The organism is Methylobacterium frigidaeris (assembly GCF_022179185.1).
GTDB classification, from domain to species: Bacteria; Pseudomonadota; Alphaproteobacteria; order Rhizobiales; family Beijerinckiaceae; genus Methylobacterium; species Methylobacterium frigidaeris.
Window position 1 is genome coordinate 15,466 of record NZ_BPQJ01000037.1, and the last position, 12,805, is coordinate 28,270.

Consider the following 12,805-nt stretch of genomic DNA (forward strand, 5'->3'; position numbering starts at 1 on the left):
CAAGGATCTCTGGCAAGGATCTCTGGCAAGGATCTCTGGCAAGGATCTCTGGCAAGGATCTCTGGCAAGCCCGGCATCGCCCGGGAGAGGGGATCCCGCGCGTCTTGCTGTTCTCGGACAAGGCGGCCTGCCCGGCCGACCCGGGTGCTGACCCGAGCCGTCTCGAACCGCCCCATACGCCCTCACGGCGTCGTCATGTCCGGCCGGGCATCCGGCACGAAGCCGGCCCGGTTCGGCATCGCCACGGCCGGCAAGCGCGCAGCGTCGAGGACAGCGTCCGCCGGCACGATTCCGTTGAGGTGGAGGAGGTAGGCCGAGACTGCGTAGACCTCGGAATCCGACAGGGATTGCGGCGCGTCGAACGGCATCGCGCGGCGCACGTAGTCGAACAGGGTCGTGGCGTAGGGCCAGAAGCTGCCCACCGTGCGCACGGGCTTCGCACTCGCGAGCGTGCCCTGCCCGCCGACCAAGCGGTCTGCCGCCCCGCCCTGCCCGGCCTCGCCGTGGCAGGCGGCGCAGCGGGCGGCGAAGACCGTGCGTCCCTCCGCGACGCTGCCGTGGCCGGGCGGCAGGCCTGCGCCGTCGGGGCGCACGTCGATGTCCCACGCCGCGATCGCGTCCGGCGTCGCGGGTCGGCCGAGGCGGTGGGGGCCGAGGGGGTCGGCCGAGGCCGGGCCGGCGAAGATCAGGCAAACCGCGAGGATGGCGGCTCTCGAGACGGTCTCACGCCACATGCCGCACGCTCCCGCCGGCCGCGACCTGCCAGCCGTAGACCCCGTTGTAGTGGTAGATCGAGTTCGTGCCGCGGGCGGCGACCAGCGCCTCGCGGGTCGGCTGGCGATAGCCGGTCTCGTCGGTGGCGCGGCTCTGGATCAGGGCCGGACCGCCGTCCCAGCGCCAGGGCAGGCGGAAGCGGGTGAGGCAGCGCGACAGCACCGGCTCCTGCAGGACGGCCGGGCGCCAGGAGGCGCCGCCGTCGACCGAGACCTCGACCCCGGTGATGCGGCCCCGCCCCGACCAGGCGAGGCCGGAGATCTCGTAGGCGCCCGGCTCCTTGAGCTGGTGCCCGCCGGACGGAGTGGTGACGACGGACTTCGCCTCCATGGTGAAGGTGAACTGGCGCGCCGTGCCGTCGGGCATCAGGTCGGTGTATTTCGAGGTCTCTTCCCGGGTCTGGAACGGCCGGTCGCCGAGCTTGATCCGGCGCAGCCACTTGATGCTGAGGTTGCCCTCGAGCCCGGGCAGGAACAGCCGCAGGGGATAGCCCTGCTCCGGCCGCAAGGCCTCGCCGTTCTGGGCGTAGGCCAGGATCGCGCCGTCGAGGGCCGAGAGCGGCAGGCTGCGGGTCATCGCGGCGGCGTCCGCCCCTTCCGCCAGCAGCCAGGAGGCCTCCGGCTTGACGCCGACCTCGTCGAGGAGCGTGGCCAGCTCGACGCCGGTCCACTCGGCGCAGCTGAGGAGCCCGTGGGTGTCCTGCACCGTCCAGGCCGGATTGGTGGTCTGCCAGGCCGGGGTGTTGCCGGAGCATTCGAGGAAGTGCAGCCGCGATACGCTGGGGAAGCGCACGAGGTCGTCCATGGTCAGGATCAAGGGCCGCGCGACGAGGCCGTGCACCACCAGGCGGTGCTGCCCGGGGTCGATCGCCGGCACGCCGCCGTGGTGGCGCTCGAAATGCAGCCCGTTCGGGGTGATCGTGCCGTGGAGGTGCTGGTGCGGCGTGCTGGTCGAGGCGGCGCCCGGGAAGGCCGGGACGGTGCGCGGCTTGCGGGCAAGGCGCTCGAAGGACGAGGGCACGCCGTAACCGGGGCTCGCGACGCCCCTGCCCTGCTCGCGGCTCCAGACCGGGACCTGCAGCGGCCCCTCGGCGGCGAGCGCTCCGCCGCTGACGCCGAGCGCTCCGGCGAGGAAGCTCCGGCGCCCGAAGAGCGGGACGGGGGATGGTGGCATGGAGGACATCCTTCAGACGGTGCGCCAGAGAAAGCCGCGGGCCGCGAGCGACGCGGCGGTGCCATTGAGCAGGAAGCCGACGAGGCCGAGGATCACGACGCCGCGCATCACCACGTCCATCTGGAAGCGCTCGCGCCCGGCGATGATCACGCCCGCGCTGCCTTCTCGCGGCAGCTCTCGACCGGGAGGTCGTCGGCCCGCGGCGACAGGCGCTCAGCGGGGGGCCGGCCGTCGTCATCGGCCCGGACCACTGCCGCCGGCGCGCCGGATCTCACCCACGGCCCGAACACCGCCTCGCGGTTGGCCTCTTCGGAGGCCCAGGCCGCCGCGCACACGCTCGCCCCGACCACCCGGGCGACGAGGCCGGGGTGGGCCCGCGCGAAGGCGCCCGCCACGATCAGGCGGTTGCCGGGACCGGCGCGGGGATCGCGTGTCGCGCTGTAGTCGAGGCCGCCGGCCAGGGGCTCGCTCACCGCCAGCCCCGCGCCCTTGAAGAACACCCATTCGACGGGGATGCCCGGAACGCGGCGGATGCCGCCGGGCACCAGGCCGGCCGCCGCCGGCAGGGCGGTAAGGAGCAGGACGGCGAGGCCGGCGAGGAGACGCATCGCCCTCACTCCGCTGCCTCGCGGGCCGGGGAGCGAGGCGCCTTGTGGACCGGCTTCGGCAGGCCGAGATGGTCGCGCAGGGTCCGGCCCTCGTAGGCCTCGCGGAATAGGCCGCGGCGTCGCAGCTCGGGCACGACGTGGGCGATGAAGTCCTCGAGCCCGCCGGGCAGGTAGGGCGCCATCACGTTGAAGCCGTCGGCGCCTTCCGCCCGGAAGCGCTCCTCGAGCTGGTCGGCGATCTGAGCGGCGGTGCCGACCACCTGCCAGTGGCCCCGCGCCCCCGCGATGGCGAGGTAGAGCTCCCGGATCGTCAGGTTGTCGCGCCGCGCCCGCTCGATCAGGAGCTTCTGGCGGCTCTTCGGCCCGTTGGTCTCGGGCAGGTCCGGCAGCGGCCCGTCGAGGTCGTGGCCGCTGAGATCGGCGCCGCCGAGCGTGGTCGAGAGGAGGCTCAGGCCCACCACCGGATGGATGCGCTCCTGCAGCACCGCGAACTTCTCCCGCGCCTCCTCCTCGGTGCGGCCGACGACCGGAAAGATGCCCGGCATGATCTTGAGGTGGTCGGGGTCGCGGCCGTAGCGCGACAGGCGCCCCTTCACGTCGGCGTAGAAGGCCTGCGCTTCCTGCAAGGTCACCTGCGCGGTGAAGATCGCCTCGGCGGTGGCGGCGGCCAGCTCCTTGCCGTCCTCCGAGGAGCCGGCCTGGACGACGACCGGGTGCCCCTGGGCTGAACGCGCCACGTTGAGGGGCCCGCGGACCCGGAAGTGCCGGCCGTGATGGTGCAGGACGTGGAGCTTGTCCGGGTCAAAGAACCGGCCGGATTCGGGATCGCGCAGGAAGGCGTCGTCCTCCCACGAGTTCCACAGGCCGGCGACCACCTCGGCGAATTCCCGCGCCCGGTCGTAGCGGTCGGCATGCGCCGCGTGCCGCTCGGCGTTGAAGTTCTGCGCCTCCGACTCGCTCGACGAGGTGACGAGGTTCCAGCCCGCCCGGCCGCCGCTGAGGAGGTCGAGGGAGGCGAACTTGCGGGCGAGGTTGAACGGCTCGTTGAAGCTCGTGGATGCCGTCGCGATGAGGCCGATGCGCTCGGTCACCACCGAGAGGGCGGAGAGCAGGGTCAGGGGCTCGAAGCTCGCCGCCCGCGAGGTGTGGCTGAGCGAGGCGACGTTGGTGTCGCGCACCCCTGAGGAATCGGCGAGGAACACCGCGTCGAAGGCGGCCGACTCGGCGAGGCGTGCGAGCCGCACGAAGTGGTCGAGGCTGACATGGGCGTCGGGCCGCCCGTCCGGATGCCGCCAGGCCGCCACGTGGTGGCCGTCGGTCATCAGGAAGGCGCCGAGCTTCATCTGTCGGGGTTGGGCCATGGCACAGGCTCCTGAGACGAGGGATCAGGCCGAGCGGACGGCGAGCGGCAGAACGGCGCCCGGCGTCCCGGACGGGCGCGGCTTGGGGACTTGAGCCCTGCGTCGCCTCGAGCCGGTCGAGGATCGCGTGGCGCAACTGCGCCAGCGCGGGATCGCGCCGGTCCCGGGGCTTTTCGGCCGGGACGTCCAGGATCCCGGCGATTCGGCCCGGTCGCGGGGCCATCACCGCGACCGGGTCGCCGAGCCGCAGGGCGTCGTCGACGTCGTGGATGACGAGGAGCGCGGTGATGCCCTCGCGGGCGCAGATCCGCTGCAGCTCGTCCTGGAGCCGCGCGCGGGTGAGCGCGTCGAGGGCGCCGAACGGCTCGTCGAGCAGGAACATGCCCGCCCGGTCGACGAGGCCGCGGGCAATGGAATGGCGGCGCGCTGCGCCGTGCCGCCGGAGAGCTGGCGCGGATAGGCCTTCCCGAACCCCAACAGGCCGACGTGGCTGTCCGGCATGGCGTCCTCTCACTCGGCCGCTTCGCGCTCGGGCGCGGCGTGAACGCGGTGGGGAGGGCGGCGCAGACCGAGATGCTCGCGCAGGGTCCGGCCGGCGTATTCGGTCCGGAACAGGCCGCGGCGCTGCAATTCGGGGATCAGCAGCGTCGCCACGTCGTCGAGCCCGGTCGGCAGCACCGGCGGCATGATGTTGAAGCCGTCGGCGCCGTAGGCCTCGAAGCGCTCCTGGAGCGCGTCGGCGACATCCTGGGCGGTGCCGACCAGCGTCCAGTGCCCGCGGGCCCCGGCAATGCGCAGGTACAGGTCGCGGATCGACAGATTCTCGCGCCGTGCGAGCGCCACCAGCAGGGCCTGCCGGCTCTTGCCCCCGTTCGTCTCCGGCACGTCGGGCACCGGCCCGTCCTCGGGGTAGCCCGAGAGGTCGACCCCGAGCATCCGCTCGAGGAGCGAGCGGCCGACCACCGGATGGACCAGCGCCTGCATGGCGTCGTACTTCGTCTGCGCCTCGTCCCGCGTGCGGCCGAGGAACGGCATCGCGCCCGGCATGATCTTGAGTTCGTCCGGCGCCCGACCATGGCGGGGAAGCCGCCCCTTCACGTCGGCGTAGAACGCGACCGCGTCCTCCAGCGTGACTTGCGCGGTGAAGATCACCTCGGCCGTGCGGGCGGCGAGCGCCTTGCCGGCCTCGGAAGAGCCGGCCTGCACCACCACCGGGTGCCCTTGCGGCGGGCGCGGGACGTTGAGGGGACCGCGGACCGAGAAGTGCTCGCCCCGGTGGCCGAGCACGTGGAGCTTGCCGGGATCGAAGAACAGGCCCTCGTCCTTGTCGCGGACGAAGGCGTCGTCCTCGTAGGTGTCCCACAGCCCCGTGACGACGTCGACGAACTCCGCCGCCCGGGCGTAGCGGCGGGCATGGGCGAGGTGGGCGTCGCGGCCGAAATTCCACGCCTCGCGCTCGTCGGCCGAGGTGACGAGGTTCCAGCCGGCCCGGCCGCCGCTCAGGTGATCGAGGGAGGCGAACTTGCGCGCGACGTGGAACGGCTCGTTGTAGGTGGTCGATGCAGTGGCCACGAGGCCGATGCGCTCGGTCACCGCCGAGAGATGCGAGAGCAGGGTCAGCGGCTCGAACTGGCCGACGTAGCGGGTCGCCGTGCGGCTCAGCGCGTCGATGTCGTCGCCCCGGATGCTCACGCCGTCGGCGAGGAAGATCAGGTCGAACTTCGCCGCCTCCGCGACCTGCGCGAGGTGCCGGTAATGCGCGGCGTCGGTTCCGGCAGCGGCCGTGGCGTCCGGATGCCGCCAGGCAGCGACGTGGTGTCCGCCGGGATACAGGAAGGCACCCAGGTGCAGGGTGTCGTCGCGACGCGCCATGCCGTCAGCCTCGCACTGTCGAAATCCGGCAGCAGCCCACCGGTCATGCGCTTCTCGTCGTTTCCGTCTATTTAGTCAATAATTTTTGTGTACTATAGCAGGAGCCGTGCCGGCGATGCGTCCGTCGCACCCGACCCAACCAGTCGGTGCGCCGCGGCCGCGGCCCAGCCGGAAGTCTACCGGACCGGTCGACAAATCCCCATCTCTCCGGCACCGCTTGCCGGCGACGGCCTCCTCCCGCTCTCACCCGCTCGCGCATCACGCAGGACGACGATGCTGACCAACAAGGGCAAGTACGGCCTCAAGGCGATGGTCCACCTCGCCGGGCTGCCCCCGGGCGCCCGCATCGGCGTCGCCGAGATCGCCGAGGCGCACCGGATCCCGAAAAAATTCCTCGATGCGATCCTCGGCGACCTGCGCAATGCCGGCTTCGTGCACAGCAAGAAAGGGCCAGGGGGCGGCTACGCCCTGGCCCGGCCGGCCGAGGAGATCCGCATCGGTCACGTCGTACGGGCCCTCGACGGCCCTCTGGCGCCGCTCCCCTGCGCCAGCCGCACGGCCTACCGCCCCTGCGAGGATTGCGCCGACGAGGCAGCCTGTTCGGTGCGCCTCGCCATGCTGGCGGTCCGCAACAGCATCGCGGGCATCCTTGACAACCTGACCCTGGAACAGATGCGGGCGATGCCGCAGACGGAGGCCGAGGCGAGCCTCACCTACCACATCTGAGCGCCGCGTCCTCTCGCGCCGGGCCCTGTGCCTCGGCCGACGCGATGACCGGCGCGACGACCCCCTCCCCGACGCGCCCGGCGAGCCAGGCGCAGGCGGCGTCGAGGTCGAGGAGGCGCGGCGCCGCGTAGGGCATCAGGTCCGCTGGATGGCCGGCGAACACCCGGTCGGCCGCCCCCGGCGCGACGGCGAGGCCGCTGGCGCGCGGCAGCATCAGGCCGCGCACGACGAGGTCGCGCAGGAGGGCGCTCGGCCTCGGCGCATCGCGGCGCGGCGCTGGGCCGGCGTCACCGCCGCCCAGGATGCGGTCCCAGGCCCGTCGGCCGTGGCGCAGCAGGCGCTCGCGCGCCTCGTCGGGCAGATCGTGCCAGAGGGCCGGGGCGCTCAGGCGCAGGCCCGCCAGAGCCTCGCCGGTGCCGACGCCGCGGTCTTCCGCCTCCCGCACCAGCGCCCGGAGGGCACGCACCAGGGCAGCGGCGCCAGTCCCGAGGGGCAGGTCGGCCGGGTCGAGCCGCAGGGCGCGGCCGGAAACGGCCTCCTCGCGTGGCGCCCCGCCCGGGGCCGGCGGCTGCAGAGCGAAGGCCAGGACCGCGGCGCGCCCGAGATAGGTGGTGCCATCGGCCGTCCGCGCCGCCACGCCCTGCGGGGTGGGAGCGACGGACAAGCAGGTGGTCTCGGCGACGTGGAGACGCCCCGCATGCTGCTGCAGCGCCTCGACGAGGTGCAGGGGTTCCGCCGGCAGCGAGCCGGTCTCCGCCGCGAGCAGGGCCGCGAACTCGCCGCGGCGCAGGCGGCGACAGCGGGGGCCTTGCGCCTCGATCACGGTGACCTGCACCCGGGCCTCGCGGCGCAGCAGGTGGGAGGCCAGCCCCAAGCCACTCGCGCTCGCACCGATCACCAGGACGTGGCGGCCGCGGGACGCCGGTGCGGGCCCGGTATCCCGGAGGCTGGTTCCTGTGTGCTGCGTATCCGGCATCGATCGGTCCCCGGCACGGTTGGCAGGCTCTCTTGGGACGCCAGTCTCTCCGCACCACGCTGGCCGGTCAACGAGAATGTTCTTTTTACAGAACATCCTGACAAGGAATTATCTGCTGTCTCCGGCATATTGCATAGAAAATAGCGGGCAATATCCCTGATTTCAGCGCATCTTACCCAGCAATCCAATCGCGCACCAATCAACCCGACTCTGGCTTTCCGTTGTATGTTCTTTTAAAAGAACATCTGCCAAATCCCCTCGCATTCCTGGAGCGTCCGCGTCATGTCCCTCACGCGCCGCCACGCGACCCGCCTGCTCCTGAGCGCCGCAGCGGGCGCCGCCCTGCCCGCGTTCCCGTCCTCCGCCGCCCCGGCCGAGACGCCGGTGCGCGGCGGCACGCTCAACTGGGTGTTCTTCCCCGAGCCGCAGGCGATCATCGCCATCAACACCACCTCGGGCACCGGCCAGACCATCGGCAGCAAGATCAACGAGGGCCTGCTGCGCTACGCCACCGACATGACCCCGCTGCCCAACCTGGCGACGGAGTGGGCGATCAGCCCGGACGGCCTGCGCTATCGCTTCAACTTGCGCCGCGGCGTGACCTGGCACGACGGCAAGCCGTTCACTGCCGCCGACGTGGCGTTCTCGCTCCTGCGCCTGCGCGAGGCCCATCCGCGCGGGCGCATCACCTTCGCCAACGTGGCCGAGGTGCGGACGCCCGACGCCCACAGCGTCGAGATCGCGCTGTCGCGCCCGGCCCCGTTCCTGATCAGCGCCTTCGCGGGAGCGGAATCGCCCATCGTTCCGCGCCACGTCTACGAGGCGATCCGGCCGGAGGCGAGTGCGAGCCTTGCCCAGACCATCGGCACCGGGCCGTTCATGCTCAAGGAATGGGTGCCGGGCAGCCATCTCCTGTTCGAGCGCAACCCGAACTACTGGGACGAGGGCAAGCCCTATCTCGACCGGATCGTGCTGCGGATCATCACCGATCCGGGCGCCCGGGCGGCGGCGTTCGAGGCGGGCGAGGTCGATCTCGGCGGCAATCCCGTCCCGCTCGCGGACCTGGCGCGCCTGCGGGCCCTGCCGAAGCTCGTCGTCGACACCACGACCTACGCCTATTCAGGGCCGCAGACCCAGCTCTTCTTCAACCTCGACACCGGCGTGCTGCAAGATCTGCGGGTGCGCCGGGCGGTGGCGCACGCCATCGACCTCAAGGCCCTGCTGGCGACGGTGTATTTCGGGCACGGCACCGTCTCGCCGACCCCGGTCAGCGTCGTGCACCCGCAGTTCCACGATGCGAGCCTCGGGCCAGTGCCGTTCGACGTGAAGCGGGCCGAGGCCCTGCTGGACGAGGCCGGCCACCGCCGCGGCGCCGGCGGCATCCGCTTCCCGCTCCGGCTCACCCTCAACCCGTTCCTCGAAATGCGCTACGGCGACTTCATCCGCCAGGCGCTGACCCGGATCGGCATCGCGGTCGACTTCCAGCGTCTCGACCTCGCAACCTATCTCACCCGGGTCTACCGCGACCGCGCCTTCGACGTGACGATCGAGTCCTTGTCGAACACCTTCGACCCGACGATCGGGGTGCAGCGGGCCTACTGGTCGAAGAACTTCAAGCTCGGCCTGCCGTTCTCGAACGCCGCGCATTACGCCGACCCGGAGGTCGACCGCCTGCTCGAGGCCGCGTCCGTGGAGCCCGACGAGGCGCGGCGCCGCGCGCTGTTCGTCGCCTTCCAGCACCGCATCCGCGCCGACCTGCCGTCGGTGGATCTGATCGCGCCCTCGGGCATCATCGTGGCGCACCGCAAGGTGAAGAACTTCGCCACCGGCGCCGAGGGGATCACCGGCAACTTCGCCGACCTCTACATCGACCCGCGGGAGGCGTGAGGAGCGCCGGTAGGTCCTCCTCCCCTCTCTTGCGGCACAAAATAGGTGAGCCGGGCGTGCGATGGCGTCCCGGCCCCGCTCCTACCACGCCGGCTCGAGGAACCCGCCGTAACGATCGAGCAGGAACTGCTTCACCTCCGGCGAGCGATAGCTGGCGATGAAGGCCGTCAGCCGCTTGTCGTCCCGGTTGTTCGGCCGTGCCACGAAGCTCAGCGTGTAGTGCCGGTCGCCGGCCCCGTCGGTGATGAGGGCGGTCTTCGGGTCGCCGCCGGCGGCGATCAGGTAGGTGAAGCTGATCTGGGCCAGGGCCACGTCGTCGAGGACGCGGGGAAGTTGCGCGGCGTCGAGTTCGAGGATGCGCAGCCCCTTCGGGTTCTGGACGACGTCGGCCACCGTGACCTCGTCGCCGAGGCCCGCCTTGAGGGTGAGCAAGCCGGCCTTCTCCAGCAGGTGCAGGCCGCGGGCGGCGTTGACCGGGTCGTTGGCGATCGCGACCGACGCGCCCCGCGGCACGTCCTCCAGGCGCTTGAGCGACTTCGAGAACAGGCCGACCGGCAGGATGATGGCGGGGGCCACCGGCACCAGGGCGTAGCCCCGCGCCTTGATGGCGCTGTTGAGGAAGGGCACGTGCTGGAAGAGGTTGGCGTCGAGGCTGCCGGTCGCCACCGCCTCGTTCGGCGTGACCCAGTCGGTGAACTCGACGATCTCGACGTCCTGGCCCTGCGCCTTGGCGAGCTTCGCGGCGACGCCGAGGGTCTGGCCGACCGGGCCTGCGGTGGTGCCGATGCGCAAGGGGGAAGCGGCGCGGGCGCTGCCGATGACGGAGGCCGCGAGGGCGGTGCCGAGGACGGCCCGGCGGGTGAGGAGGGGCGTCATCAGGCGGCGGCCGCGACCGTGGCGCGGGGCGTGCGATGCGCCAGGGCCTCGACGAGCTGGCCGGCGGCCAAGGCGATCCGGGCCTGCAAGGCAGCGTCGGCGGGGCGGCCGTCGCTGAACTCGGCATCGCTCGCGTAGACCGAGGTCGCGACCGTGTGGGCGGCGAAGAACCCGAAGAGCGGCCGCAACTGGTGCTCGACGACGAGGGCGTGGCGGTGCCCCCCGCCTGTCGCCGCGACGATCACCGGCCGGTCGGCCAGCGCCGCCGGATCGATGAGGTCGAAGACGTGCTTGAACAGGCCCGCATAGGAGCCCTTGTAGACCGGGCTCGCCACGATCAGGGCGTCGGCCTCGGCGATCGCCCGGATCAGGGCGGCGCCGCGGGCGGTCAGGTCGTTCGGGGTGTAGGCGGCGCCGAGCTCCGGCCCGCCGTCGAGGAGGTCGAGGAGCTGGACGTCGACGGGACGGCGCGCGGCCACCGCCTCGGCGATGGCGCCGACGAGGGCCCGCGATTTCGACGGCCGGTGGGTGTTGCCGCTGAAGCCGACGATGCGGAAGCGGGTGGTCTGGCGCAGGCTCATGGGGCTCGTCCTCGTGCGGTAAGGGGTCAGTCGGCGTGGTGGCAGGCGACGGCGTGGCCGTCCGCGACCGGGCGCAGGGCCGGGTCGTCGCGGCGGCAGAGGTCGGTCGCCAGCGGGCAGCGGGGATGGAAGCGGCACCCGGCCGGCACGTCGGTCGGGCTCGGCAGGTCGCCGCCGAGGGGCGGCGCCTGGCGTTTTCGCGAGGGGTCCGGCACCGCCGCGATGAGGGCGCGGGTGTAGGGGTGGCGCGGGGCGGCCCACAGGGCCTCGGTCGGCGCGCTCTCGACGATGCGGCCGAGATACATCACCAGCACCCGGTCGGCGACGTGGTTCACGACCGACAGGTCGTGCGAGACGAACAGGTAGGCGAGGCCGAGTTCGCGCCGCATCGCGGCGAGCAGGTTGAGGATCTGTGCCTGGACCGAGAGGTCGAGGGCCGAGACCGGCTCGTCGCACACCACGAGCTGCGGCTCGACCACCAGGGCGCGGGCGATGCCGATGCGCTGGCGCTGGCCGCCGGAGAACTCGTGGGGGAAGCGCGTGACCGCGCTTCCGGGCAGGCCGACCTGGTCGAGGGCCCGGGCGACCCGGGCACGGCGCTCGCCCCGGCTCCGTAAGCCGTGCACCTTGAGCGGCGTCTCGAGGATGCTGCCCACGGTGTGGCGCGGGTTGAGCGAGGCGAAGGGATCCTGGAACACCATCTGGGCCCGGCGGCGATAGGCCTGCAGGTCGGCGCCCCGCAGCCGGCGCACCGGCACGCCGTCGAACACGATCTCCCCGCCCTGGGGCTCGACGAGGCGCAGCAGGCTCTTCGCCAGGCTCGACTTGCCGCAGCCGGACTCGCCGACGAGGCCGACGGTCTCACCGCGCGCGACCGTCAGGCTGACGCCGTCGACCGCCCGCACCCCGTCATAGGATGTCGCGAGGTCAGAGACCGAGAGCAGCGTCATGATAGGCTTCCTGGCGCAGGCCGGAGGTGCGGGGCGCGAGCGCCGGACGCGCGGCGGGCGTCGTGACCGGGCAGGCGACGATGCGCCCGTCGGGACGCACCAGCGCCGGCGGCGGCGCGGCGCGGCAGCCCGGCTCGACCCGCGGACAGCGGGGCGCGAAGGCGCAGCCGGGCTGCCCTTGCGCCGAGGCGATCGAGCCCGGGATCTCCGGCAGCGCCTCGCCGCGCAGGACCTCACCGTGAGAGGCCGCCCGGCCGCGGGGCGAGGCGGCGAGGAGGCCCTGCGTGTAGGGGTGGAGGGGGCGATCGAACAGCGCGTCCGGCTCCGCCTCCTCGACCCGGCGGCCGGCATACATCACGACGACGCGGTCGGCCCATTGTCCGACCACGCCGAGGTCGTGGGTGATGAGCAGCACCGCCATGCCGAGATCGCGGCGAAGCGAGTCGATGAGGTCGAGCACCTGGGCCTGGATCGTCACGTCCAGCGCCGTGGTCGGCTCGTCGGCGATGAGGAGTTTCGGGGCGCAGGCGACCGCGACGGCGATCATCACCCGCTGGCGCATCCCGCCGGAGAGCTGGTGCGGGTAGGCGTCGACCCGCCGGTGCGGATCGGGGATGCGGACCCGGTCGAGCAGCTCGATCGCCCGGGCCCGGGCGGCGCGGGACGAGAGGCCCTCGTGCCGGCGCAACACCTCGGCGATCTGGACGCCGACGGTCAGCACCGGGTTCAGCGCCGTCATCGGCTCCTGGAACACCATCGCGATCTCGCGCCCGCGGATCTCGCGGAACCGGCGCTCGCTCAAAGGCCCGATGTCGTGGCCGTCGAACCGGATCGTGCCGGACTCGATCCGGCCGCGCGGCGGCAGCAGGCGCATCAGCGCCAGCGCCGTGAGCGACTTGCCCGAGCCCGACTCGCCCACCAGCGCGACGGTCTCGCCGGGATCGACGGTGAAGCTCAGGTCCTGCACCGGCCGGGCCCGCGGGAAGGCGATGCCGAGGCCCTGGACGTCGAGGAGCGGCAT

Annotated in this window: 14 protein-coding genes; 3 read left to right on the top strand and 11 right to left on the bottom strand. The window is 72.5% G+C overall.

Annotated elements, in window-relative coordinates:
* Positions 1–182: 182 nt before the first annotated feature.
* The 5 genes from MFF64_RS27375 to MFF64_RS27395 are packed head-to-tail and all read right to left on the bottom strand — an operon-like array spanning position 183 to position 3,916.
* Positions 183–734: a c-type cytochrome gene (locus MFF64_RS27375; RefSeq protein ID WP_099900439.1), complete on the bottom strand. Its 552-nt coding sequence runs from the start codon at positions 732–734 to the stop codon at positions 183–185.
* Positions 724–1,947: a sulfite dehydrogenase gene (soxC, locus tag MFF64_RS27380; protein WP_238192862.1), complete on the bottom strand. Its 1,224-nt coding sequence runs from the start codon at positions 1,945–1,947 to the stop codon at positions 724–726. Before soxC ends, MFF64_RS27375 begins: the two co-directional genes overlap by 11 nt.
* Before the next feature lie 12 nt (positions 1,948–1,959).
* Complete coding sequence (locus MFF64_RS27385; RefSeq protein ID WP_309296464.1) at positions 1,960–2,097, bottom strand: hypothetical protein; 138 nt, start codon at positions 2,095–2,097, stop codon at positions 1,960–1,962.
* The gene (locus tag MFF64_RS27390; protein WP_099900423.1) at positions 2,094–2,555 is read right to left on the bottom strand and encodes a type 2 periplasmic-binding domain-containing protein; all 462 of its coding nucleotides are present in this window, start codon (positions 2,553–2,555) and stop codon (positions 2,094–2,096) included. Before MFF64_RS27390 ends, MFF64_RS27385 begins: the two co-directional genes overlap by 4 nt.
* Before the next feature lie 5 nt (positions 2,556–2,560).
* The gene (locus MFF64_RS27395; RefSeq protein WP_238192863.1) at positions 2,561–3,916 is read right to left on the bottom strand and encodes an LLM class flavin-dependent oxidoreductase; all 1,356 of its coding nucleotides are present in this window, start codon (positions 3,914–3,916) and stop codon (positions 2,561–2,563) included.
* A gap of 127 nt (positions 3,917–4,043) precedes the next feature.
* On the opposite strand from MFF64_RS27395, the gene MFF64_RS38045 reads away from it, so the two are divergent.
* Positions 4,044–4,376 (top strand): hypothetical protein, encoded by a 333-nt coding sequence (locus MFF64_RS38045; protein ID WP_165795547.1) that lies wholly within the window; start codon positions 4,044–4,046, stop codon positions 4,374–4,376.
* Positions 4,377–4,426: 50 nt separating this feature from the next.
* Here the strand turns inward: MFF64_RS38045 and MFF64_RS27405 are convergent, their stop codons facing one another.
* The gene (locus MFF64_RS27405) at positions 4,427–5,788 is read right to left on the bottom strand and encodes an LLM class flavin-dependent oxidoreductase (protein ID WP_238192864.1); all 1,362 of its coding nucleotides are present in this window, start codon (positions 5,786–5,788) and stop codon (positions 4,427–4,429) included.
* A 273-nt stretch (positions 5,789–6,061) separates the two neighbouring features.
* Between MFF64_RS27405 and MFF64_RS27410 the strand changes: the two genes are divergently transcribed.
* Complete coding sequence (locus MFF64_RS27410; protein WP_238192865.1) at positions 6,062–6,514, top strand: RrF2 family transcriptional regulator; 453 nt, start codon at positions 6,062–6,064, stop codon at positions 6,512–6,514.
* On the opposite strand, the gene MFF64_RS27415 is transcribed toward MFF64_RS27410, so the two are convergent.
* Positions 6,498–7,490 (bottom strand): FAD/NAD(P)-binding protein, encoded by a 993-nt coding sequence (locus MFF64_RS27415; RefSeq protein ID WP_238192866.1) that lies wholly within the window; start codon positions 7,488–7,490, stop codon positions 6,498–6,500. The two genes, MFF64_RS27410 and MFF64_RS27415, sit on opposite strands and share 17 nt — an antisense overlap.
* Positions 7,491–7,772: 282 nt before the next feature.
* On the opposite strand from MFF64_RS27415, the gene MFF64_RS27420 reads away from it, so the two are divergent.
* Positions 7,773–9,377 carry an ABC transporter substrate-binding protein gene (locus MFF64_RS27420; RefSeq protein WP_099902876.1) on the top strand — a complete coding sequence of 535 codons (1,605 nt, stop codon included), beginning with the start codon at positions 7,773–7,775 and terminating at the stop codon, positions 9,375–9,377.
* Positions 9,378–9,458: 81 nt separating this feature from the next.
* Here the strand turns inward: MFF64_RS27420 and MFF64_RS27425 are convergent, their stop codons facing one another.
* From MFF64_RS27425 to MFF64_RS27440, 4 genes are read right to left on the bottom strand one after another with little or no spacing between them, the layout of a single operon-like run.
* Positions 9,459–10,253, bottom strand: a complete 795-nt coding sequence (locus MFF64_RS27425) for a MetQ/NlpA family ABC transporter substrate-binding protein (RefSeq protein ID WP_099902878.1) — start codon at positions 10,251–10,253, stop codon at positions 9,459–9,461.
* Positions 10,253–10,834 (bottom strand): FMN reductase, encoded by a 582-nt coding sequence (gene msuE, locus MFF64_RS27430; protein ID WP_238192867.1) that lies wholly within the window; start codon positions 10,832–10,834, stop codon positions 10,253–10,255. Before msuE ends, MFF64_RS27425 begins: the two co-directional genes overlap by 1 nt.
* Before the next feature lie 26 nt (positions 10,835–10,860).
* Complete coding sequence (locus tag MFF64_RS27435) at positions 10,861–11,784, bottom strand: ABC transporter ATP-binding protein (RefSeq protein ID WP_099900383.1); 924 nt, start codon at positions 11,782–11,784, stop codon at positions 10,861–10,863.
* On the bottom strand, positions 11,762–12,805 hold the full coding sequence (locus tag MFF64_RS27440) for an ABC transporter ATP-binding protein (RefSeq protein ID WP_238192868.1): 1,044 nt from the start codon (positions 12,803–12,805) through the stop codon (positions 11,762–11,764). Before MFF64_RS27440 ends, MFF64_RS27435 begins: the two co-directional genes overlap by 23 nt.